General features: G+C 49.5%; 21 protein-coding genes. 12 read left to right on the top strand and 9 right to left on the bottom strand.

What is annotated here, in order from left to right; all coding sequences use genetic code 11:
* The first annotated feature begins 225 nt into the window (after positions 1-225).
* Together Q3F21_RS17580 and Q3F21_RS17585 are read left to right on the top strand one after the other, a co-directional pair.
* Positions 226-1,215 carry a phosphotransferase enzyme family protein gene (locus tag Q3F21_RS17580; RefSeq protein ID WP_340255800.1) on the top strand — a complete coding sequence of 330 codons (990 nt, stop codon included), beginning with the start codon at positions 226-228 and terminating at the stop codon, positions 1,213-1,215.
* A 31-nt stretch (positions 1,216-1,246) separates the two neighbouring features.
* Positions 1,247-1,702: a GNAT family N-acetyltransferase gene (locus tag Q3F21_RS17585; protein ID WP_340255803.1), complete on the top strand. Its 456-nt coding sequence runs from the start codon at positions 1,247-1,249 to the stop codon at positions 1,700-1,702.
* A gap of 174 nt (positions 1,703-1,876) precedes the next feature.
* On the opposite strand, the gene Q3F21_RS17590 is transcribed toward Q3F21_RS17585, so the two are convergent.
* Together Q3F21_RS17590 and Q3F21_RS17595 are read right to left on the bottom strand one after the other, a co-directional pair.
* A complete protein-coding gene (locus tag Q3F21_RS17590) occupies positions 1,877-3,208 on the bottom strand; it encodes a sensor histidine kinase (RefSeq protein ID WP_340255806.1) in 1,332 nt (443 codons plus the stop codon).
* A gap of 73 nt (positions 3,209-3,281) precedes the next feature.
* On the bottom strand, positions 3,282-4,967 hold the full coding sequence (locus Q3F21_RS17595; protein WP_340255809.1) for a M20/M25/M40 family metallo-hydrolase: 1,686 nt from the start codon (positions 4,965-4,967) through the stop codon (positions 3,282-3,284).
* A 270-nt stretch (positions 4,968-5,237) separates the two neighbouring features.
* Here Q3F21_RS17595 and Q3F21_RS17600 point away from each other — a divergent pair, with 270 nt between their 5' ends.
* Positions 5,238-6,419, top strand: a complete 1,182-nt coding sequence (locus Q3F21_RS17600; protein ID WP_340255812.1) for an amidohydrolase — start codon at positions 5,238-5,240, stop codon at positions 6,417-6,419.
* Between the two features lie 83 nt (positions 6,420-6,502).
* Here the strand turns inward: Q3F21_RS17600 and Q3F21_RS17605 are convergent, their stop codons facing one another.
* Together Q3F21_RS17605 and cysK are read right to left on the bottom strand one after the other, a co-directional pair.
* Positions 6,503-7,747 carry an FAD-dependent monooxygenase gene (locus Q3F21_RS17605; protein ID WP_340255815.1) on the bottom strand — a complete coding sequence of 415 codons (1,245 nt, stop codon included), beginning with the start codon at positions 7,745-7,747 and terminating at the stop codon, positions 6,503-6,505.
* A 261-nt stretch (positions 7,748-8,008) separates the two neighbouring features.
* Complete coding sequence (cysK, locus tag Q3F21_RS17610) at positions 8,009-8,923, bottom strand: cysteine synthase A (RefSeq protein WP_340255818.1); 915 nt, start codon at positions 8,921-8,923, stop codon at positions 8,009-8,011.
* Positions 8,924-9,292: 369 nt separating this feature from the next.
* Here cysK and Q3F21_RS17615 point away from each other — a divergent pair, with 369 nt between their 5' ends.
* Both Q3F21_RS17615 and Q3F21_RS17620 read left to right on the top strand, forming a co-directional pair.
* Positions 9,293-9,895 (top strand): pyridoxamine 5'-phosphate oxidase family protein, encoded by a 603-nt coding sequence (locus Q3F21_RS17615; RefSeq protein WP_340255821.1) that lies wholly within the window; start codon positions 9,293-9,295, stop codon positions 9,893-9,895.
* A 64-nt stretch (positions 9,896-9,959) separates the two neighbouring features.
* Entirely contained in the window at positions 9,960-11,069 is a 1,110-nt protein-coding gene (locus tag Q3F21_RS17620) for a threonine aldolase family protein (protein ID WP_340255824.1), read from the top strand.
* A gap of 204 nt (positions 11,070-11,273) precedes the next feature.
* On the opposite strand, the gene Q3F21_RS17625 is transcribed toward Q3F21_RS17620, so the two are convergent.
* Complete coding sequence (locus Q3F21_RS17625; RefSeq protein ID WP_340255827.1) at positions 11,274-12,230, bottom strand: hypothetical protein; 957 nt, start codon at positions 12,228-12,230, stop codon at positions 11,274-11,276.
* A gap of 313 nt (positions 12,231-12,543) precedes the next feature.
* On the opposite strand from Q3F21_RS17625, the gene Q3F21_RS17630 reads away from it, so the two are divergent.
* Positions 12,544-12,879 (top strand): hypothetical protein, encoded by a 336-nt coding sequence (locus Q3F21_RS17630; protein ID WP_340255830.1) that lies wholly within the window; start codon positions 12,544-12,546, stop codon positions 12,877-12,879.
* 238 nt (positions 12,880-13,117) lie between these two features.
* Here the strand turns inward: Q3F21_RS17630 and Q3F21_RS17635 are convergent, their stop codons facing one another.
* Complete coding sequence (locus Q3F21_RS17635; protein WP_340255833.1) at positions 13,118-13,465, bottom strand: YkgJ family cysteine cluster protein; 348 nt, start codon at positions 13,463-13,465, stop codon at positions 13,118-13,120.
* A gap of 360 nt (positions 13,466-13,825) precedes the next feature.
* On the opposite strand from Q3F21_RS17635, the gene Q3F21_RS17640 reads away from it, so the two are divergent.
* Both Q3F21_RS17640 and Q3F21_RS17645 read left to right on the top strand, forming a co-directional pair.
* Positions 13,826-14,344: a DUF3231 family protein gene (locus Q3F21_RS17640; protein ID WP_340255922.1), complete on the top strand. Its 519-nt coding sequence runs from the start codon at positions 13,826-13,828 to the stop codon at positions 14,342-14,344.
* Between the two features lie 268 nt (positions 14,345-14,612).
* On the top strand, positions 14,613-14,969 hold the full coding sequence (locus Q3F21_RS17645; RefSeq protein ID WP_340255836.1) for a group 1 truncated hemoglobin: 357 nt from the start codon (positions 14,613-14,615) through the stop codon (positions 14,967-14,969).
* Positions 14,970-15,108: 139 nt separating this feature from the next.
* On the opposite strand, the gene Q3F21_RS17650 is transcribed toward Q3F21_RS17645, so the two are convergent.
* Both Q3F21_RS17650 and Q3F21_RS17655 read right to left on the bottom strand, forming a co-directional pair.
* Positions 15,109-15,771, bottom strand: a complete 663-nt coding sequence (locus Q3F21_RS17650) for an O-methyltransferase (RefSeq protein WP_340255841.1) — start codon at positions 15,769-15,771, stop codon at positions 15,109-15,111.
* A 100-nt stretch (positions 15,772-15,871) separates the two neighbouring features.
* Positions 15,872-16,492, bottom strand: a complete 621-nt coding sequence (locus Q3F21_RS17655; RefSeq protein ID WP_340255846.1) for a PadR family transcriptional regulator — start codon at positions 16,490-16,492, stop codon at positions 15,872-15,874.
* Between the two features lie 723 nt (positions 16,493-17,215).
* On the opposite strand from Q3F21_RS17655, the gene Q3F21_RS17660 reads away from it, so the two are divergent.
* Positions 17,216-17,560 (top strand): metalloregulator ArsR/SmtB family transcription factor, encoded by a 345-nt coding sequence (locus tag Q3F21_RS17660; RefSeq protein ID WP_340255852.1) that lies wholly within the window; start codon positions 17,216-17,218, stop codon positions 17,558-17,560.
* 30 nt (positions 17,561-17,590) lie between these two features.
* On the top strand, positions 17,591-18,106 hold the full coding sequence (locus tag Q3F21_RS17665) for an SRPBCC family protein (RefSeq protein ID WP_340255855.1): 516 nt from the start codon (positions 17,591-17,593) through the stop codon (positions 18,104-18,106).
* A gap of 404 nt (positions 18,107-18,510) precedes the next feature.
* On the opposite strand, the gene Q3F21_RS17670 is transcribed toward Q3F21_RS17665, so the two are convergent.
* The gene (locus Q3F21_RS17670) at positions 18,511-18,672 is read right to left on the bottom strand and encodes a hypothetical protein (RefSeq protein WP_340255860.1); all 162 of its coding nucleotides are present in this window, start codon (positions 18,670-18,672) and stop codon (positions 18,511-18,513) included.
* 1,691 nt (positions 18,673-20,363) lie between these two features.
* Between Q3F21_RS17670 and Q3F21_RS17675 the strand changes: the two genes are divergently transcribed.
* Together Q3F21_RS17675 and Q3F21_RS17680 are read left to right on the top strand one after the other, a co-directional pair.
* Entirely contained in the window at positions 20,364-20,693 is a 330-nt protein-coding gene (locus Q3F21_RS17675; RefSeq protein ID WP_340255865.1) for a hypothetical protein, read from the top strand.
* A 258-nt stretch (positions 20,694-20,951) separates the two neighbouring features.
* On the top strand, positions 20,952-21,206 hold the full coding sequence (locus tag Q3F21_RS17680) for an Ig-like domain-containing protein (RefSeq protein ID WP_340255870.1): 255 nt from the start codon (positions 20,952-20,954) through the stop codon (positions 21,204-21,206).
* The last annotated feature ends 665 nt before the right edge of the window (positions 21,207-21,871 follow it).

The following is a 21,871-nucleotide window of genomic DNA, read 5'->3' on the forward strand; positions in this document are numbered from 1 at the left end:
TGCCAAATATGGTGAATATCGTTAAAAAAAGAGAGTGGAGGTTACGCAATATGGCTTCTGCCTATTGGACAGGCCAAACCGTCACACATGGTGGGCTGCCGAACCGGAGGATATCGTGCCGGCAAGTATACCACGGCATTTGCTTTCGGCATGCCGTAAGTTTGTCATGCAGTAAAAAGGACAATAATCGTCTTTTGACGATCAAAAACAGGTGATAGCATGCTGTTGGAAAAGATACAGGAGAATTTTCATCTGCCTGCGTTCGTCAAAGCAGACTTGATTCAGGATTTGAACGATCAAGACGATGTACGGATCATTTACAAAGTCACCACCGCAGCCAGGCAGCATCTTGCGGTGAGAATCCTTTCCAATCCATACACATCGAAAGAAGATCTCGCCGGACAAGCCAGCCTGTGCCAGGTGTTTGCCCAATCCGGACTGCGAGTTCCCACCCGGTTTTACGGACGGGACGGGCTGCCTTACATGTCTGTATCATGGGCAGATCGGGAAGCTTTTGCTACCGTCGAACAATGGATGCCAGGGAAGGAAGCGGATTGCCTTGATCCAGACCTGATCCGGCAAGCGGGAGAATGGCTGGGAGCCATGCATCGCCTCTCCGCAGAAAACGCCATTCCGTTTACTTCTTTCAGTCCGTGGAGCATGTTCGGCCCAACTGACGATCTCGCTCAAGACGTCTGCACCTTACAAAAAGCAGTGCAAGCCAGCAAAGCGAATCAAGGGTTGTGGCAGGAGATTTACGCGTTATACGAGGAAAAACGGACGTCTCTGGAGATATTGTGGCCAGATCTCCCCGCAGGAGCGGTACAAGGGGATTTTTCTCTCAATAACTTGCTCGTGGATGACGACGGCTGCCTGTGCAGCATCATTGACTTTCATCTTGCGGGAAACGATGTCTTTCTCTGTCACTTCGCCGGTGAAGCAGCGTTCTTGGCCTACGAAGCCGATCGGAAGGACGACGACTCCGAGGAGACGGGAGATCTGTACTTTGGAGCATTTGCCGCAGGATATTTCAAAAACCGGCAGCTCCATGATCTGGAACGGAACTGCTTGCAGGATGTACTCAGGATAAAAAGAGCGTTTGCTTGTCATCGAGTGGACGATGTGCTGGACAAGATCAAGGCCGGAGAAATTGGTCAGGCAAACAAGGCACTGGAAAAAATCCGATTTTGTTTAACAAAAACATTTCCTGTTTGATTGCTAATTTGCGAAGGGAGACGAATTGACAATGGCTATCCGTATTGAACAAGCATCCCATGATCATTTTACCGATTTAGTCAAGCTGTGGAATGAAAATTGCAAAGAAGTAGCGGAATGCGAACTGTCTGCCGAAGAACAGGCAAACATCCGTGAGCAACTCGGGCAATACACGCAATCCCGTTTCGGTGTGGTGTATGTAGCGCTCGACAGTGCTTCCAGACCGATCGGCTACGCACTCGCCTCTTTGAAAAAAGATTTGGTAGCCGAAATCCTCCTCGGCCACATTGACGAGTTATACGTCACGCCGGAATATCGCGGACAGCATACAGCAAAAGCGCTTGTGGCAGAAATGAATGGCTGGTTTCAGCGCCAAGATGTCTCCGCCGTTTCTGTACACGTCGATGTGGAGAACATGGCTGCGCAAAATTTCTGGGAGAAGATCGGCTTTGAGAAGGAGTTTTTCGTTATGTCCAGCGATGAGTAAGTACGAAGCGATAAGCAATATCTGGCACTCTGCTTAGCTCGGCTCATCCATCCTCTCCTCTCTATTTCAAAAATCACTTACATCAAATCATGATTTTCCAGCCTCCACCATTTGTTTTGACCCGCTCCATACGAAAGAGACTGTCCCCAGACGGACAGCCTCTCTCCCAAAAACCTATCTCTTTTTCACAGGCAAGCGAACCTGGAACCTTGTGACTCCGTTCGCAGATTCCACGTCAATCTCACCTGCGTATTTCCTCACGACCTCTCGAACGATCGAAAGCCCAACCCCTCGCGGCAGCTCATCGTCCCGCCGTTTTGTGGTGACACCCTCCTGAAAGATTGCGGCCAGCTGCTGGGCCGGGATTTCCGGTCCGGTATTTTCTACTAAAAACCAGTACACCGAGTCTTTCTCCTGGCAGCAAAGCCGGATCCGCTTTTCTCCTCCTGCTTCCTCAGCCGCCTCGATTGCATTGTCCAGTAAATTGGACAAAATTTTGATCAAATCGACGGAGGGAATCTGGTCAAACGGGTGCTGGCTCACCTCAAACTGCATAAGGATCTGACGTGCCCGCGCCCTTTCCCATTTGGTATGCAACAAGACCATCAAAGCCGGATTCTGCATTCGAACGGAGAGATCGAGTACTTTGGCATCGCGAATCAATGTCCTGATGTACTCATGCGCCTTGTCGTAGTACCTGCACTCGATCAAGCCGTACAGCACCTGCATGTGATTGACAAAATCGTGGCGGATCGAACGCATCGAGGCGATCACCGATCTGATTTCGTCCTGATAGGTTTTCTCCGTATCCCCGACGGCTGCCTTCAATTCGCGACGGTACCATTTTTGCAACATAAGAAAGATCGACGCCAGCAGCACGACAAACAAAGCATTGAATAAAAACGTATAAGTGCTGCTGCGCACAACCTCCCGACCGATGCTGTACAAGTTGTGCGTGCCGACGTCCACACCCAGAATGCCGATCACATGTCCGGCTTCGTCGAAGATGGGAGCCCCTGCAGACACGTACTCTCCATAAATCGGGTCTTTGATGACATCGGAATAGTAGCTGCGCCCTTGTTGAACCTGTCCGATTTGCTGTTCGCTCACGTTGCATATCTGCCCGGGCGGAAACGAAAGAGGCGAATCGGGCGGGTGGGCGGTTACGACGGTTTTTGCAATTTTTTGCTGATCATCGATTTGCATCGTATAGACGTACAAAGCTCCTGCCATCTCACGAGCGGCTTGCAGTTGTTCCTGAATTCGCGCAAAGGCCGCTTGATTGCCCGCAGGCGCTCGCAACAGCTTCCTGTATGCGGATACGTCCAGTTTCCCGGCAATATATGCTGCTTCCTGCATGCTTTTGGATGCGAGGGAGATGTGTACAGATTGCATCGTGTTCCGATAGGAAACAGCCACATTGACGGCTGTCAACACGAGCAGAATGATTGCAGCTATCCATAACACCAGCATGACACGGGGCTTTTTGTATATGGTTGCAAACATGTTCTCTACCCCATTGCGGACTTGGCATCCCCTTATCTACTGCCAATCGTCCCCAGTCTCGGTCTCGTTCATTCTAGTACACCTGCAGGGACGTGTCCAGATTGACTTCGTTTCCGATCAGCTTGCGGATCACCAGATCGGTTAGCTTTGGAACGATCTCGGTCGAGAACGTAATCTCCATCCGCTCGTATTTTTTGTGGGCGTCATACCCGTAAGGTCCGATATTGATAGCCGGAACGTTGAGGTCCCGGATATCCTGATAATTTACGTAATGCTTGGTCCCCCATCCCGGATTGTTGTCGCTGACCGCGCGAATCCCTTCCTCATCATCGCGCAAGCAGACCATGCTCATATCGCAAATATAAGGAAAGAAATTTTTCGCCACGATCGGATGGGCGTATGTCGGCTGGACAGCCTCTACCGCCTCCTCCAGCGCACGCAGCAGCTGCTTCTCCCGCTCGTCTTTCCCGCTCAAATCGATGGGCGGCGAATACAGGGAGGAGTAAAACAGAATCATCGCTGGGCTTTTGTCCCTCATCCAGCTCCACTCTTCCTCCACCACTCTCGCCGCAAACATTCTCGTGTCCAGCGTCTTGTCTTGCATAAGCGCCTCTTTAAAGGCTTTCATATGGAGAGCGAAGCTGTCTCCGTGCACCTTTAGAAGCTGGCGATGCATTTCTTCATAGATTATGACCCGCGGCTTCCACGGAAGTGGCTGATACGCTTCCCCGCAGCGCTCCCGGTAGCGGCGATACCTCTCTTCCAAAACGGCCAAAGCGCTGGAAAAGGCAATTTCCGCTTGTTCCTTCAGCTTGTCGAGAACTTCCTTGGGCGACCAGGAGACGGTGAAAAAGTTGTAGTAAACATAGGCTGACAACGCGGTTTGCACCGTGTAGGTCGGCTTCAAATCCATCTGCTTCAAGGAAACCGGCGGGACCGGAATCTCGCCCAATGCCTCGTCGCACAGCTCGGGATTGTAGCTGATCTGCCGCGTCAGCTCGGCCGCGAGGAAATTCGGGTCCAGTCCTTCAAAGCAGGAGCCCACATGCGTCTCCGCTCCCGTGATGAAAAAGGAAGGCAGCAGCTTTCCGATCGTCCCTTTGTACACATAGCGGTTTTCGTCTCCTTCGCAGAGCGGTGCCACAAAGTCCGAGTTGATCAGCGCAACATACTCAAAGCCGTGCTCTTCCTTCCAGCGCTTCAAGTCCTTTATGCCCGACAGTACGCCGTGCGAGCTGTCCTCTTCATCGCATTCGGCCAGCAGCACCAGATTGCCCGCCAGCTCTTCGGGATGCTCGGCATAGTATTTCAGCAAGTACACATGGCTGGCCACGCCGCTTTTCATGTCGAGAACGCCACGCCCGAAATGCCATTCGCCCGACTCCAGCTGTTCTTTCACCAGAGGAGGCAGCGATTCCTGTTGAAGCGCTTTCAACAATTCCTGCGGATGACAAGCCTTGTCTTTCAAATGGCCAAAGTCTTCGATGCCGACCGTATCGGTGTGTCCCATCAAAATGACGGTTCGGCTGTCAGGCGCTTTCGTTCCCTTTACGCAGGCCAGCACATTGTACCGCTCCACCTCATCGTCTACCGTGCGCGAAAGGAGCAGTCTGTCCGGATGCTGTTGAAAATAGGGCAACGAAGACAACAGCTCATACAAGGCTCGGGCGACATCGATCTCTCCCGGCGTGTTGACCACACTTTCCACCTTCACCAATTGATCTGTCAATTGCAACACCACTTCGCGAGAGGACAACATCTGAACACTCCTTTTCGAAAATTGCGGATCCGGAATCAGAAACGGACCGGCTGGCTTCATCCAGGTCCATCTCCTACATAACCCATTCGTCAGAGGCATTGTTCATCCTTCTGGCGCAGCTTTGATTTTTTCTGGCAGCTACCCTTCCCGATCATATGCTTAACAAGGTGATGTTGCGAAAATTCCGTAAATTTCTCTATACTAAAAGTGATTGATCTTTCGAATAGCTTCACGTCCCTTTCAAAACTAATCGTAAATGGAGTGATTCTTGTGCGCGAACAATTATTTGCCCGTCTTGAAGCGCTTTATCCGGAAATGGTGAGCCTGAGGCGCGACTTGCACATGTACCCCGAGCTTTCCTATCAGGAGGTAAACACCGCTAAAAAAGTGGCGGACCGGCTGTCTGCGCTCGGCATTGAGGTACGGACCGGCGTTGGCGGCATGGGGGTCGTCGGACTGCTCAAAGGCGGCAAGCCCGGTAAAACTGTTGCTTTGCGCGCAGATTTTGACGCGCTGCCCATCCAGGATGAGAAAGAGGTCGCGTACAAATCTCGCGTTCCCGGCGTCATGCACGCCTGCGGGCACGACATTCACACCTCCTCGCTCCTCGGTGTCGCACAAGTTTTGAGCGAAGCAAGAGACGAGCTTCCGGGCAATGTGGTGTTCATTCATCAATTCGCCGAAGAGCTGCCTCCGGGCGGAGCACAGGCGATGGTGAAAGACGGATGCCTCGAAGGCGTGGACGTCGTGTACGGCGCCCACGTCGCTTCCGATATTCCCTGCGGCACAGTCGCAATCGGGACTGGTTACGTATCCGCCGCATCCGACCATTTTGAAATTCTCATTTCCGGAAAAGGCGGCCACGGGGCTTATCCTCACCAAGCCATCGACCCGATCGTCATCGGCAGCCAGATCGTGATGAATCTGCAGCTGATCGCCGGCAGACGGGTCGATCCGCTGGAACAAATCGTCGTATCCGTCTGCTCCTTCCAGGGCGGAGATGCTTTCAACGTCATCCCTGATACCGTCAGACTAAAAGGAACGGTTCGCACATACAATGAAGGCGTCCGGGAATCGGCGGAAACGGCCATCTTCCAGATCGCGGAAGCGGCATGCCAGGCTTCGGGCGCGAGCTGCGAGGTAAGCTACAGCCGCGGCTATCCCGCCACCTGGAACCATCCCGAAGAAACGGCAGCGCTTTTCGATGTCGCCAAACAGATCTGGGGAGACAAAGAGGTCATTTCCATTCCCCCGGGCATGGGCGGGGAAGATTTCGCCTACTACGTCCAGGAGAGACCAGGGACATTTTTCAACGTAGGCGGGCAAAATCCTGACATTCAGGCGACGTATCCGCACCATCACCCCAGGTTTGACGTCGACGAGCGCTCCATGGTCCGCATCGGGCAAGTATTCATCGCCGCTTTGCTCGACTATCAGGAGAAACATAAATAAGCAGGCTTCAGCCTGCTGCGCCCTGGGTTGACCGATCCACCCAGGGTTTTTTCATCGCTGTTCTGTTGTTTTCATTGAAAACGCTAAACCTCGTGCATCACGATCCAGTCGAGCCTTTTTGCCTGCAGACTCGCAGGCATTGTCCGCATCACGAGATTGCGTACAGCAAGCGCGATCGGATTTTCCAGCTGAACGACTCTGCCCATCATTCGCGATCCTTGTACAATCGCCCGGGTCCGTTTGAGCCGCAGCTTCTCATACTGCCTGCATGCAGCCTCTATCCCGGAAGCCATGCTTTCCATTTCCTTGTTTTCGCCTTCATGGTTTTCGCCTTCATCTGCGGTTTTCCGATGGGAGCCGAGCGGGGCCAAACAGTGCGCGAGCACCAGAGCGTCTTCCATCCCTTGACCTGCTCCTTGCCCCAAATTCGGCAGCATCGGGTGGGCGGCGTCCCCGGCCAGTGTTACTCTCCCTTCGCTCCAGCGCTGTAACGGCATGCGGTCGTAAATGTCGTTCCAAAGCATGGCCGACACATTTGTTGCCGCGATCACCTCTCGCACCGGTTCGTACCAGTCTTCAAAGCGGCGCAGCAGTTCTTGCTTGTCGCCGGCAAGCCGCCTTTCCGCTCCCGCCGGTGCATTGATGGCCGCAAACCAGTGGATGCGACCGTGGCCGATGTGCGAAAAGCCAAACCGGATGCCTTTTCCCCATGCCTCAAAGCCGCCTCCTGTCTCTACCGGATAGCGTTCATTGCCGTAGACGGCGATGCCCCGGACAGCAGTGAAGCCGGAATAGCGCAGCGGTTCTTCTCCGAACAGCTGTTTTCGGACTGTCGAATGAATCCCGTCCGCTCCGATCAGCAAATCGCCATGCATCGCCTCTCCGTTTTCAAAAAAGACGCGAACCCCGTTCTCATCCTGCTCGAAATGGCTGAATGAATGCCCCAGCCGGATCGAATCCTTCTGTACGCACACAAGCAAGGCCTGCTGGAGATCGGCGCGGTGGATCATGTAGCTGTCGGCCCCGCAGCGCTGCGCCTGCTCCCGAACCGGCAGACTGACCAGCAAGCGTCCCCTCCAATCGCGAATCTCCGCGGTCCGGACAGGGGCGCCCAAGGAACGGACTCGCTCTCCTGCCCCCAGCTTATCCAAAGCCTTCATCGCATTTGCAGCAAGTACGATGCCTGCCCCAATCCCTTTCAATTCGCGTGCACGCTCGCAGATTTCTACATTCCAGCCGATTTGTCCTAGGGCAATCGCTGTACACAAACCGCCGATCCCCGCCCCGATGACGATCGCTTTTCGTTGTCTGCCAAAACCGTTTTGCATCCCGGCTCCTCCGCTTCCCCCAGCGTTTGCGTTCTCTTTGCCCTTAGTCTACGGACTTTCGAGACCCGCGTCCAGCTGCTTTGCCTGCCGGCTGGCTTTTTGCCTTCATTTACCTATTAGGCGGTATCTACCTCCGTTGCAATAATCAGCCAAAAGAAGAGCTGACGGCTCTTTTCCTGCCCGGACTCAAGATCTCAGAGCGAAGCCATCGAACACAAAAAAGCCGCTGAATGACACGGCATCCAGCGGCTATGATTCAGCTTAGAAAAAATTCATGCTCAAATAGCGTTCACCCGTATCTGGCGCGATGCAAACCACTCGTTTGCCCGCCCCGAGCCGAACAGCCACCCGGATAGCCGCATACACGGCAGCTCCGGCAGACGGACCTACCAGGATGCCTTCCTTGGAGGCGAGCGCCCGTATGCTGTCAAGCGCGTCCTCATCGGCGATCTGCATAATTTCATCGTAAATCGCGGTATTCAGGATTTTTGGCACAAAGCCTGGACTAGTGCCCACCAGCTTGTGCGGTCCCGGCTTTCCTCCGGACAGGACGGGCGAGCCTTTTGGTTCCACTACCCCTATGTACAGCTCAGGCAGCCTATCTCTGAGTGCCTCTCCAGTCCCCGTGATCGTGCCCCCTGTTCCCGCTGTGGCGATGAATCCATCCAGCCGCCCCTCCATCTGCTCGTAGATCTCGCGGGCAGTGGTCACGCGATGGATATCGGGGTTCGCTTTGTTTTCAAATTGATGGGGAATGAAGCTGCCGGGAATCTCTTTTTGCAGCTCCAGGGCTTTGGCGATCGCACCCGGCATCCGCTGCTCGCTCGGCGTGAGTACGACTTCTGCCCCGTATGCCTTGAGCAGGTTGATCCTTTCTTTTGACATGTTGTCGGGCATGACGAGAATTGCTTTGTAACCTTTGGCTGCTGCGTTCATGGCCAGCCCGATGCCCGTGTTGCCGCTTGTCGGCTCGATGACCGTATCTCCCGGCTTGATCAGCCCCTCCGCCTCGGCGGCTGCGATCATGTTGTAGGCGGCGCGGTCCTTTACACTTCGCGAAGGGTTGTACATTTCCAGTTTGACAAAGACCTCCGCCGCACCATCGGGAACCATTCGGTTAAGGCGAACCAGCGGGGTATTTCCGATGCAGTCTGTTATGCTTTGAAAGACGTTCATGAGAACCTCCTGTGTGAGAGAGGATTTCAATGTTTAGTATTACACTAAGAATACTACACTTTGACGATTTGCACGAGATTCTTTTCACCCTCTCCACTCTTCGTGGTCAGATCGTCGATGCAGAAACGGCAGCCTCCTCCTTCTTTCGCAACGGAAAACAGGAAGGACCCCATCCCATGATTCGAATGAAACCCTATTTTGCATCAAGCAGACAAAAAGTTATTCATTGAGATTTCCCTACTGTATAATTTCCATAAAGCGATTAACGGGGGTTTCAGCCATAATCGTACATCTCCGTCAGGTGGCTGTTCAAATCAGGGAAGAATGAATGGCTTTACCCGAGATTGATTTATGATAGGTGGAGATAAAATGGCAAAGCTTTTTCCGGCAATTCTTCCCGAGCATGAAGCTTTTATCAAAAAGCAGCGGATTTTCTTTGTGGGTTCCGCTCCTTTAGATAAAAATGGCCACGTCAACATTTCCCCAAAGGGGTACGATGTGCTGCGCATTTTTTCTCCGACAGAAGCCGCCTATTTGGACCTGACAGGCAGCGGGAACGAAACAAGCGCACATCTGCTGGAAAATGGGCGAATCACCCTCATGTTTATCGCGTTTGAAGGCGCACCGATGATTCTTCGTCTCTATGGAAACGGTCGCGTCGTCGTTCCCGGCATGTCAGAATGGGACAATCTGGTCAAACATTTTGATCCCCTTCCTGGCTCGCGTCAAATCATAGTTGTGGATGTACACGAAGTGAAAACGTCATGCGGTTTCGGCGTTCCCTTCTTTTCCTTTTCAGGCGATCGGGATACCCTCCAGAGGTGGGCTCTAAGCAAAGGCGAGGATGGCCTAGTCGCTTACCGGAATGAGAAAAATGCGAAAAGTATGGATGGCATCGTTACTCCCATAGGACAAAAGCTTTTCGACTTGTCTTGCTCGGATGCTCCCGGCAAGCTGGATGAGAATTTTTAAACGACTGCCTTTCCGTAGCGTCTACTGGAAAGGGTCCATTTAGGGGAAAAGGAGTCATGCAAATATGAACCCGCAAAACCAACTGCTGAACGCCTATAAACAGACCGCTTATCCACTGGTTGGTCACGGAAAAAGAAATCTTCACATTCTGAAACATGTCTTGAATGAAATGGACGAAAATCTGGAGAGCGATACATATGGTACAGGCGAGGTGATCGAAAACTTTCAAAAAAAAATAGCGTCCTTCCTAGGCAAAGAATCAGCCGTGTTTTTTCCGAGCGGCACCATGGCCCAGCAAATCGCTGTGCGAATCTGGTGTGATCAAAAGGGGCTGAAAAAAGTCGCCTATCATCCCTTATGCCATTTAGAAATTCATGAAGAAGACGGGTTGAAAAAATTGCACCAGATTGAACCTGTTCTGCTGGCGGACAAAACAAGAGTGATTCGCCTGGGGGATGTTGTACAGCTGAAGGAGGATATCGCCTGCTTGCTGCTTGAATTGCCTCAGCGTGAAATCGGGGGAGAATTGCCCGAATATAGAGAGCTTCAAGCCATTTCCGCCTATTGCCGCGAAAACGGAATCAAGCTGCATTTGGATGGCGCTCGTCTGTTTGAAGTACTGCCTTATTATCAAAAGCCGGCTTCTGACATTTGCGATCTTTTTGACAGCGTCTACGTTTCTTTTTACAAGGGGATCGGCGGGATCGCAGGAGCCATCCTGGCAGGGGACGAAGCGTTTACAAAAGAATCAAAGGTCTGGAAGAGGCGCCATGGCGGCGATTTAATCAGCCTCTACCCTTATATCGTCAGTGCCGATTATTACTTCAATCAAAGGCTGGACAACTTCGAACAGTATTACGTGCAAGCGAAAGAGCTTGCTTCATTTTACAATCAGTGCCACGCCGTTGAAACGAAGCCATTCGTACCTGTATCAAACATGTTTTATGTCTATTTTCATTTGCCTAAGGAAGTGATTGAACCTGTTTTGATTTCCATGTACGAAGAAACAGGCATAGGCTTGACCTCCTATGTAAGAAAAGTCGATGAGACCACCTGCTACTGTGAAGTAAACGTCGGCGATCGGTACGCACCTGTCCCCAAGGAAAGAATTCAGAGAGCCTTTCAGATCCTCAATGAAAAAATGAGCGAAATAATCGGAAAAAAAAGCAGCTAGACCAAAGGAGGGCCGGTTGATCTGTTTCTTTCGGGGAGAGGTTTTTTGTGGTCTTCTGCCTGGTCGCTGCCCGCGTCAGTCGTTGCTTCCCGTAGATGCCGATGCAAAGGCTTGGGGCGGAATTTTGAATGGAACGCCTCCTTTGGAACTGCCCCCTTTGAATCACGGACTGAATCCGAGGGGGCTTGTTCTTTCCCGTTTTCTTCACCCCAGCATCATGTTCCTTTGCATCGCTTCTCCGGCAGAGGTCAGCCGATACTGTCCCTTGCGTTCGGGATGCTTTTCGGCCAAGCCTTTCGCAATCAATGTCTTGAGGGGCTGGTTGACGTACAAGGAGCCCTTTGTTTCAGCGATGTGCGGATGCAGCCCCGGCAGTTTTCGGGCAATCCTGGTCGGAGTCTGCCACTCTTCCGATAAGACAAGCAGAACGCTGAGCTGCTTCTCAGACAGCGTCACGTCCGCGCTTGTGCTGCTCAGGCGGTTTCCACTGCGGTCCGTTCCTTCCTGGTGGTCCGTACCCTCAAGCCGGAAACGGAAATGCAGCTTTCCGCCCTCTTTCTTTTTCTCGCACCACTGTGCTTCATACTCCTGGAGAGCTTTCGCCAGTGAAGCGCGCGGGCTCGCGTAATGAGTCTCGCAATGGTCCAAAATCTCCCGGATGCTGTGCCAGCCGCCTGTTCTTCTCAGGAAATGCTTGACTTTATTGATCGTGATCCGGTACGGAGTGATGTATCCCCCTCCGCTGTGACCGCCCTTGATCCCGGAGGTCAAATGATGCTCGGTCAGGGATTTTTGCAAATGGGGTACCGCCCGACGCATGAAACGGGCATTCCACTCCGCCCATACGGTGCCGTGCTTGCTGACAAAAAGGACCCCGATCCCGTAATCGCGCAGCACCATATTCACAAACTGCTTGTAGCCGTTTTTCCGGTACGGGATGGCGATCCAGATGTAGTTGGCAAACCCGCGCCAGCGAAGTGCCTGATCGATCAAGTCCAGCGTGAGCGACTGCTTCATTTCCACCACGCCAACGATCGGGCCGCTGGTCACCACGATGTCTGCTCGTCCGCCGGCCTGACGGCATTCTACTTCCGGAAACACCGCAAATCCCCGTTCTTCCATCCATTGCTTGATCGGATCGTATAAATCTGATTCCCTCACGTACTGTACTCCTTTTCTGAGTAGATCTTGATTACCCGCCAAAGTCTGATTACGGCTGGCTGTCGATAACGGGTTGGATTATGACCGGATGCTCTCGAAAGACGCTTTACTGCCGTCCAAAGGAATCCTGTATACCATGTCCTTTCAACAACTCGGTCAGCTTCAACTGCCTGAAGATTTTACTTTCGCTGAAGGGGCAACTCAGCCGCATTCAGTTGAAGCTGATCCCGCGAAGACCCCAAGGAATGTAATCCTGGCTGGCCGGACACATTAAGCATGAATGGAAAGTCGATGAGAAAGGGCGTTAACTCCTATGACGAAAAAAGAGTATGTAACAGGCATTATCGAAAAGATTCAAAAACACAGCGACATCATCCCCGGCCATCTGCAAGAACTTTTGCAAGAGGTAAGCAGGACTGTTCAGGAAGTTCCCGGGCAATCGTTTTTTCTGCAAACGAATCACGTTGTAACAGCGCCCGCCGCCCAGCAAACGTTTAACCCGAATGAACCGCTATTCCGGTTGACGGAGGGACATCGGGAGCTCAAGAGATTGGCCGAAAGAAACAGAGAGTCGAGACCGGATCTGAAATCGGCGGTTGACCAGCTGGAAGGGCTCTTGGGCACCTCGGAAACTTACTCTCCCGAATAAGGCTTGCTTGGGCTTTCCGATACAGGTCTTTGGTCGGAAACGGTTATTTCTTACGGCGGAGGGATATAGGAACGCAGCTCTTATCTGGCAGACTGTTGGCGGTATTGTCATTGGCACTCTCCTGCCTGAGAATCGCCGTTTGTCCTCTATTCCGTGAAAAGCGCCTGCAAGATTGCAAATGTTGTTCCATTGTTTGAAACTCGTTGTTTATTCTCTTCAACGCCTAAGACTGACATGTTTATGCAAAGTACTGCCAAGTAATATCAATACTCAAATGGCCAACAGGCGCTTCCTTCAAGAATGCCATCCCTTTTGTCGCCAGTTCCGGTTTTCGAAAGCAGACAAGATCTTTGTGAAAACCGAACATGCGGCAAACTTCAGGCCGAACAGAATGAATTCCGCATTGGTCTTTCTGTTGATCGTAGAACATACATGTTCCAAAAAACCTTGGCTGATTTTCCAACTCATCCCGAATTTTTCGCGGCATCGATGCTATTTTCTTATGTATTTTTTTCAGTTCTTTCTCCGTTACCGGAACCGGACCGCAACACAATCCTCCGCAACCTTGACAAGGCAATGTATCCATTTGCTGTACAACCTTTCTATCTATTCTTGGAAAGCTTATTCAAGAATATTATGAAAGATTTCACTCACTTTGTAAACAAATAGAATATTTAACAATACCATAAAAATAAATATTTGTCAAGAAAAATAACTGTTCTGTATTCCCGGTCACAATGGCAGCCCAAGCTAAGCGCAAGCGGTTACTTTGCCTGGAATCACTCTCTGCCGTTCATACCTTGTTTTCTTCGATAGTTCTGTGCTGTGCAATATTCCCATTCATACTCCTCCATTCGTTGGCCAACTCTATTAGTGGGTTAAAAAAGCTTCAGTAAGGAGACCCCACATGGACTTTGACACTTTAATCAACTCCGGGAGGGTATTAATGGGTATCTTAAGCGGCAATCCTCAAAATGAACCGATGCACTATGGCGAAGTATTTGGCGTATGGGGTTACCTTTCGACGACAAGAGGTCTTTTGGCAGGCTACCAAACGTTTATCAACCACACCGGCGACAATGATTTAAAGGATTTTCTTGAAGATCTTACGCGAGCGATGAAGCAAGAGATTCAGCAGATCGAAAACCTTCTCAAGGTAAATGGAGTTGAGCCTCCTCCTGCCCCACCTGAACGCCCAGTGGCATCTTTAGAAAGCATTCCGGCAGGTGCGCGTTTTCATGATCCTGAAATTGCTGCCGGTGTCGCTCGCGATCTTGCCGCTGGATTGGTTGCGTGCAGCCAGATCATCGGTCAATGCATCCGAGAAGACATTGCCATGATGTTTAATCAAATCCACTCGGGACATGTCCAATATGCTTCACGGTTATTGCGGATCAGCAAAGAGAAGGGCTGGTTGGTGCCGCCGCCCCTGCACGCAAAGACCCCAGAGCTCGCACAGGCTTAGCTTTGCTGAAAAGCACTGCCATGGGGCAGTGCTTTTCGCTTTGGATTTTCAGACCCGCTTTTTCGGCTAATTAACGGAGCAAATTGCTTTTTCCATAATTTTTATCGATAAAAACAAGCTATCATATTCATTCTGAGTGGGCAATTGGAACAAACACGGTGTAAAGTACCACGTTTAACCTAATGCACTGTGGGAAACACTGCGGCATCATAAAATTCCATCCTCTGTGGAATACCTAATGGATAGAAGTTTCTCGAGGAGGTTTATGGTGGTCACGTTTTTTGAAAAATATGGTGGCGAGGAAACGATTTCAAAGGTAGTTGACTACTTTTACGATCTGGTTTTAGCCAATGATACAGTGAACCATTTCTTTGCAGGCACGGACATGGAGAAACAGCGGAGGCATCAAACAAAATTCATCAGCTTTGCTTTGGGTGGTCCGAATCAATACAGTGGTTTGTCCATGGCAAAAGCACACGAGGAGATGAATTTGCAGCCTGTTCATTTCGATGCGATTGTGGGGCATTTGCGTGCAGCCCTTGCGCACTTTGGCGTAAGTGAACGAGATATAGCTGATGCTTTAAGCAAAGTCGAGTCATTAAGGGAAGATATTTTGTACAAATAGGCTGCTGCCATACGCTAGATCCAGATGTAATCAGGCCCTTGTTTAAGGGCCTTTTTCATTGAACAGTTGGATTTGAACTCTGATTTTGCTTGCTATCGTTCCAAAGCAGCATCGTTAACCTTTGCAGAGCCTGCCTGGACTATTTGACAATGCCAAGAACGAAACCGTCATACCCTTTACTGCCTACCGTTTGAACAGCTGTCGAATCTATACGCGATTCGACCGACAGCAAATCGATAAATTCGCGGATGCCTTGGACGCTTTCGTCTTCAGCGTCAATGACTCGCCCTTTGCGGACCACGTTATCTGCTACGACTACTGTTCCCGATTTTGAATAATTCATCGCCCATTTCAAATAGTTGGGGTAGTTTGGTTTATCGGCATCGATAAAAATAAAATCGAAGGGGGCGAACCCTTTCTCTTTGAGCGTTGGCAGGGTATCTAGCGCCGGTCCGACCATGACTTCCACTTTATTTTCCAACCCGGCTTTTCTTATGTTTTCTACCGCAACGTTTGCATGAACGGGATCAAGTTCAAGTGTGACCAGACGCCCTTCCTCCGGCAATGCGCGTCCAAGCCATATACTGCTGTAGCCCCCAAGAGTGCCAATCTCTAAAATGTTTTTCGCCCCTGAAAGTTTTGCGAGCAAATACAGCCATTTCCCCTGATTGGGAGCGACATCGATCGCAGGCAAACCCGCTTCCTTGTTTGCTCTTAGGATAGACTCCAAAACGGGATCTGACGTATGAAGCTTCTCTTTAAAATAAAGATCAATGTCATTCATTTTCTCAGATATATTCATATTTTTTCCTCCCAGGAACATTTTTTTGGACAACCCTCTCGTTATCCGTTGATGAAAAGCCTTCCTATGTAACCAGGACAAACGCAAACAAGCTGAATTGTCAGCCTTTGTCCTCGGTATGACCGTCAGGCAGGGTACTCGCAGCTGTCTGCGGACCCTCATCCGCAGACAGAAGCTTAAGCAAGCTGTTCTGAAGCTGAACCATCATCTCCTTAAACTCGGACGCTTGTTTGGAGGCAGGGTCTTCTTGTGCCGCTCTTGCGGCTTTGCCCATCAGGTAAAGAACCTCCGGCCAATCTTCCATCAGATCGTGTAAATCGCGCTTGTCAGGCAACCGATGCCTCCCTTGCCTTTTCCAACGCTCCTCTGGATGTACGGTCCGAGATCTTCTCTCCTGGAGACACTCTTTTCCCTTGTCTGTAATATGGTACAGTTTTTTGCCATCTTCCTCGCTGGAAACGACAAGCTCCATTTCTTCAAGCATCTGCAAATTCGGATAAATGGAACCCGCACTAGGGGTGTAGTATCCATTGGTTTTTCCTTCCATTGCCTTAATCAGCTGATATCCATGCATAGGAGTTGAGGCAAGAAGCTCAAGCAAAGCAAATTTGAATTCCCCGCGTTCAAAAAAACGGCGCTTGCCTTCGCCGCGCCCCCCAAAACCACCCCGGGACCCGCCATGGCGATGTCTCAGATTCAGTTCCTGATCCCCTCCTTCCATAGTTACATCTCCAAAACGTTTCCATTCATGATGATCGCTCCATCGATCTCGACGATGCCAAAGTTTCAATATCGTCACTCCCAATACGATATATCGTTACAAACAAATCATAATACGATATATCGTATTTCGTCAACAAAATAGTAGAATGGCTAAGATATACCTGGTATTGTTAGCTTCCGCCTTCCCTATCATCTTCAGGAAATCTATGCGAGCACTATTCATCGCTACATGCTAGCGGTGGGTCCACTCCATTTTGTCCATGCGTTTCGACATACATTTCTGTTTGCATTTTCGATTACAGGAAAATATATCCGGAAGTTATATTCATTATGCATCGAATTTTAACTGCTTCAAGATCAGAAACGGATTGTTTCCATACTGCTGGATGAATCATAACACCAATGTACCATTTCGTTTTCAACCTCAACGACAGTAATGGATTTGGTTTCTCGGTGTTTTCCGTCACCACCCATATCCGTTCTAGCGCAAAGGCGGCACTACAGTGATTGATCGCCTGGACGACTTCTGGCGATGGCCCATTCGCGTTGAGGAAATGTGCCGAAGCGGAAATGGCAGCGCTGCAAAAATAGGTTCATTTATCTAAATATTCCTTGACAGGAATATTCCTCATAATGTATATTTAAGCCAACAGAAAGATGACTATCGTGATAAAGGAGATGAGATGATCCCGAGGAACTATCACGTAACGAGGTGAGCGACATGTCAGGGAAAAATCCGGATGTGGACATGACGACACTGAGTGCTTTGGCCGAACCGAATCGTAAGGAAATCGTAGAACTCTTGCGCAGCGGTCCCTTGACTGTTGGGGAAATCGCCAACAGGCTGGGACTGAGGCAGCCCCAAGCCTCGAAGCATTTGAAGGTGCTTAGCGACAGCGGGATCGTGGAAGTGCAGGCTGAAGCCAACCGTCGAATCTACAAGCTCCGGCCCGAACCCTTCCAAGCGCTGGATTCTTGGGTGCAGTCCTTCCGACGAGTGATGCAGGAAAGATTCGATAATCTGGATGACTACTTGAGGGAACTGCAGAACAAGGAAAAATCATAAACTCATTCACAATCATAAGGAGGAGTTGCAATGTCAAACAACGCGATGGTTTCGAGAGTAGAGAACGATCGGGTGCTGGTGCTGGAACGCATTTTCGATGCGCAGCGCGAGCTCGTGTTCAAGATGTTTAAGGAGCCGGAGCATCTGAAACGCTGGTGGGGGCCGAGAGGCTGGGAGGTTCCGGTCTGCACGATCGATTTCCGGCCGGGCGGCGTCTGGCACTACTGCATGAAGTGCGTCGATCAGAACCAGGGGGAATTTTTCGGCATGGAGTCTTGGGGCAAAGGGATTTATAAGGAGATTGTCGAGCCCGAGAAGATCGTCTACACCGATTATTTCTCGGATGCGGAAGGCAATTCGAATGACTCCTTGCCGTCGACTGAGATCACGATGGAATTCATCGATCTGGGCGACAAGACAAAGCTGATCAGCCGTTCCGAATACGTGTCGGCGGAAGCTCTCAAAACCGTCATGGACATGGGAATGCTCCAAGGCATCACCGAAACTTGGGACCGTCTGGAAGAGCGTCTGAACGAGGTCAAGTAAGGAAGAGTGAAAACGCTTGCTGCGATTGTTTTTTCCGTCATGATGCTTATGTCATTATCTAGCGCTGCGCTTGCTGCGGGGCCGGAAGTTCGCCCTGCTTGCGGCATGGGTCCATGGTGAGTAATTTTGAGGTAAAAATTTCAAGTTCAGGAAAGGGCACTTACTGTGCCCTTTCGAATTGTATGAAGCTATTTAGCGCTTTTTTGTTTCTTGCTCATCTTCTAAAAAAGCTTCTCTCTTTGTCTCCATCAGTGGATTCTTACTTATGATTAAAAGTCAAGCATAGCGTTGTATGCTTTCCATTTCCGGATCACCGTATTGCGGACCTCTCTTTCGCTCACTGTCCCTACTGGATCCCAACATTTAACAGAAGGGGTAATAAAATCTCAATATTCGCATTATAATTAACCGAAGAAAAAAAGTGAGGTGGTTACCATGAAAAAGTTTTGGGCTGTCGCATTTGCCGTCGTGATGGTTATGTCTGTTTCCGGCGTTGGATTTGCTGCCAGTGAACCTGCTAAAAGCGAACCAAATGGCTGTTGCAATCCAAGGGGAATTTGCTGCATACCATACTAGCTGCTGGGGAAATTGCCTCCTGACGGGGGCTTTTCTTATGCCCGCATATCGAAATTTTCGATTTTGTTAAAACGGAGTATGTTCATAATTGCTAATTGCTTGCTATCTTTCATGTTACGTTCAAAACTTCCCATACAAACCCAGTTTCGCGGCTGAACTTGGCCCTGTCCTTCATGGACAAGCGTCCGCATCCGTCTTGGATCAACCGCACTGACGTCCGTCAACTCCTTGGCTTGGAGTACATTCCCCTGCTTGTCCAGCGCAGCGAATCCGCTCCTAGGCAACGGGCAATACCGGCCAGATGCAATTACTCTTCCCTCCTGACATCATAGCTGCTTGCAGGCGGATGATAGCGCCTGGCCTCTTGACGAGTAAAATCGACTGCTTTCCTCTTTGCAAATTCTTGATTCGCTCATGCATTCCTAATCTTGCAGAATTCATCGTCTTGGATTTGTTAAATGATGATAGTGAAGCGAACATATGGTAATATGAGGTAATACCTTATTTTTGAGACTCCCACGGCTAAAGCCGCAAGCTGACACCCCCGGTATCAGTGGGATTCTTAGGTGGTAGTTGGAAGTGCATTTCTGCTATCCGTAGTTCCCCCAAGTTCAGGGCTGTCTCATCAGCCCGTCCCACGGCAGAGCATATAGCTCCGTAGGCTGGCAGACTGTTACCATCTGCCACAGGTTTGCTCTTACAAATGTTTTAGCCTCTTGTTCTTGACGACTTCATACATTTTACGCTCAAGAAGATTCGCTTGAGCAACCCCATATGTATGCTGTTTTCAAAGAGCGATGATTGTTTTAACGTCTTTTGCTTGACGGCTCAAAGAGCATATCCTGATTATACCAAATCAGGTTTGCCCTGCCCATCCCATGAAGGGATGTTCGGGTAAAGCCGTCTTTCATCCCACGATGAAAACCGTGGGCTTTCAGTCGGCAATTACTGTAAAGAGCGACCAATGGCTTATGAAAGACGCGAGAAACTAGAGTTTACAAGAATCGTATCTTAATTTGCAATGGAATATTGGTTATTGATCAATGATTCCCCTGAAAAAGGAGGTCATTTGTTTGTACTACTGGAGAAATCAATGGGGATATTTTTTGGGCCTGGTTCTGACATTATCTGTGTACTACACGGTTCAGGTCATCTGTTCTTATAAAGGCATTTTTGTGGACCGAAATATTGAGCTATTTTTTACGCTTATTGCAACCATTCTTTTGATTCGTCTAATAATTCCTAAAAAGAGATGATTTGCTTTGACATATTCGGCAGTTTGCTAAGGTTCTTTCCTGTTTGATAGCAATAGTATAAATTTTCAACTAGATACTCTCCTAGCACAGGCTCCTTTTTTGGTGAGAATTATCCAAGCGACTGGAGATAATTGCCGGGGGCAGTCTACCTCTACCGCCCCATTTTGTTTCCTTCTTGAACTGTTTATCGGCTGATCCAGCGCTTCCAAGTGCCTCCGTATCATACGCCCTACGTTTTTGCAAAGCCTGCCTGAACAATTTCCAAGGTTTTCTACGCGTTTCTCATCATTCGACCCTTTGGGACACACACGTATGGTTTTGCTACATTTCTTTTATGCGGCAACCTCGCGACAAATTGCTCGTATACATATGTGCCGTCTGCTTGTAATAACTGAGATACACTTTGAAAAGATGGTGGTGTTTTTTTGTCTTTCGATTCTATAGGATCTGCCTTGTGGTTTTTCTCATGTGTAGCCATGCTGTATATTGTATTTGCTCCAATTGGAACCTTGACAGAGGCTTTCATAAGGTACATTTCATCAGGGAAATTATTGATCCCGCTGCTGGCAGTAAATGAGCTTGTCTTGTTTCTCCTTTTTACCGCTTGTATTCACTATCTCGATACCCTGCTACCAGCAGTTGATCTTTCAACATTTGCAGAGTGTAATCTATCGATTATCGTTTTTGCGGGTTCTTATCTCATCCAAAAAGCGGGTGACTGGGTAAAGAAGAAAGATGAAACTAGGAAAAGTTAACTTTTCGTGTGGCTTGTAACCCCTTCAAATTCTTGCCCCATCCATATTTCCATTGGATCCATTTGTCGAATTCAAACGCTGTAAATATTGCTATAAAAGTTGTACGATTAAATAGCCCGTTGTAAGAATATCTTCTTATCCGTTGATGAAACGCCGTGTGCGATGGAAGTCGCCCGCACGGTGTAGGCTCGAACGAAAACCCTCACAAAGAGAAGGGGATAATTCGAGAATAGCGAACCAACAAATCGAGACCCTGAAGTGATAGATCCATTTCCTGATTGCACCATTTCAAACGATACAACAATCCCTTACTTCGATCGTTTTCGAGATCCTGATGGTGATTCTTTAACCTATACAGCAACTTCTTCAGATAAAAATATCCTTGCTGTAAGCGTTAGTCCTGGCGCTATCCACATGGAAAAAGTCAGTCCAGGAGTAGTTACTGTGACAGTTATTGCTAATGATGGAAAAGGTGGTACGGCGAGTGATTCGTTTACGGTCACTGTAAAGTAATCCACTTTATCTCGTATCGTAACTGTCAAGTTTGAAATAAATGGAGTGTCCGATGCTGACAATAGACTGACATAAATAAAAGTTCCATCAACAGCCCTCGGGTATTCCGAGGGCATTTTTTTTTGCAAGATAGCTCTTACTTCCTCTTTCCCAAATAACGATTATGCCTTGATACGCTTGATTTCCAAAAAAATCCTCCTTTCCATCGCAGGGAAGAAAAGGGAGGCTGGGTGGGCTGGGTTCAAATCTCTAACTCACCAGGGCTATTGGTGTCACAGTTTTTTTGGTTCTTTCTCTTTCAACGCGTGCTTTTGTTCATTATGGATGCCCTACATGCTTTTGCTATAAGTCAAGGTAAACATTCTGGCGCCAGAAATAGCGCCATTTTTAATCCTTTTCGTGATGCACCCATTTGGCCCGCCTAAACCTCCCTCCTCCTCACAATTTCTCTTTTGTTCAATGGTGATCCCCTTGGTTTTCAAAAAAGTCAGCCCAGCTGTTCAGTCTTTCCACCCAACCACACCATACCGTCATTTCCTTGTGGACGCTCAATTCTTCGGTATTCCGATAGATTGCACATCCCCCCTCAGTCGGCAGGTTGTCTGCCCTAATATCCGTGTTTAGCCAGTAGGCTGCGAAAGGGGTCTTCCAGACTCCTTGTCCAC

Source organism: Brevibacillus borstelensis (genome assembly GCF_037834415.1).
Classification (GTDB): domain Bacteria; phylum Bacillota; class Bacilli; order Brevibacillales; family Brevibacillaceae; genus Brevibacillus; species Brevibacillus borstelensis_A.

Bases quoted from the DNA above. Each gene is read 5' to 3' on its own strand.
- Q3F21_RS17585 (WP_340255803.1), top strand. From the start codon at position 1,247: ATGGCTATCCGTATTGAACAAGCATCCCATGATCATTTTACCGATTTA.
- Q3F21_RS17590 (WP_340255806.1), bottom strand. From the start codon at position 3,208: ATGTTTGCAACCATATACAAAAAGCCCCGTGTCATGCTGGTGTTATGG.
- Q3F21_RS17595 (WP_340255809.1), bottom strand. From the start codon at position 4,967: ATGTTGTCCTCTCGCGAAGTGGTGTTGCAATTGACAGATCAATTGGTG.
- Q3F21_RS17605 (WP_340255815.1), bottom strand. From the start codon at position 7,747: ATGCAAAACGGTTTTGGCAGACAACGAAAAGCGATCGTCATCGGGGCG.
- cysK (WP_340255818.1), bottom strand. From the start codon at position 8,923: ATGAACGTCTTTCAAAGCATAACAGACTGCATCGGAAATACCCCGCTG.
- Q3F21_RS17615 (WP_340255821.1), top strand. From the start codon at position 9,293: ATGGCAAAGCTTTTTCCGGCAATTCTTCCCGAGCATGAAGCTTTTATC.
- Q3F21_RS17620 (WP_340255824.1), top strand. From the start codon at position 9,960: ATGAACCCGCAAAACCAACTGCTGAACGCCTATAAACAGACCGCTTAT.
- Q3F21_RS17630 (WP_340255830.1), top strand. From the start codon at position 12,544: ATGACGAAAAAAGAGTATGTAACAGGCATTATCGAAAAGATTCAAAAA.
- Q3F21_RS17635 (WP_340255833.1), bottom strand. From the start codon at position 13,465: ATGGATACATTGCCTTGTCAAGGTTGCGGAGGATTGTGTTGCGGTCCG.
- Q3F21_RS17640 (WP_340255922.1), top strand. From the start codon at position 13,826: ATGGGTATCTTAAGCGGCAATCCTCAAAATGAACCGATGCACTATGGC.
- Q3F21_RS17650 (WP_340255841.1), bottom strand. From the start codon at position 15,771: ATGAATATATCTGAGAAAATGAATGACATTGATCTTTATTTTAAAGAG.
- Q3F21_RS17655 (WP_340255846.1), bottom strand. From the start codon at position 16,492: ATGGAAGGAGGGGATCAGGAACTGAATCTGAGACATCGCCATGGCGGG.
- Q3F21_RS17660 (WP_340255852.1), top strand. From the start codon at position 17,216: ATGTCAGGGAAAAATCCGGATGTGGACATGACGACACTGAGTGCTTTG.
- Q3F21_RS17665 (WP_340255855.1), top strand. From the start codon at position 17,591: ATGTCAAACAACGCGATGGTTTCGAGAGTAGAGAACGATCGGGTGCTG.
- Q3F21_RS17670 (WP_340255860.1), bottom strand. From the start codon at position 18,672: ATGCAGCAAATTCCCCTTGGATTGCAACAGCCATTTGGTTCGCTTTTA.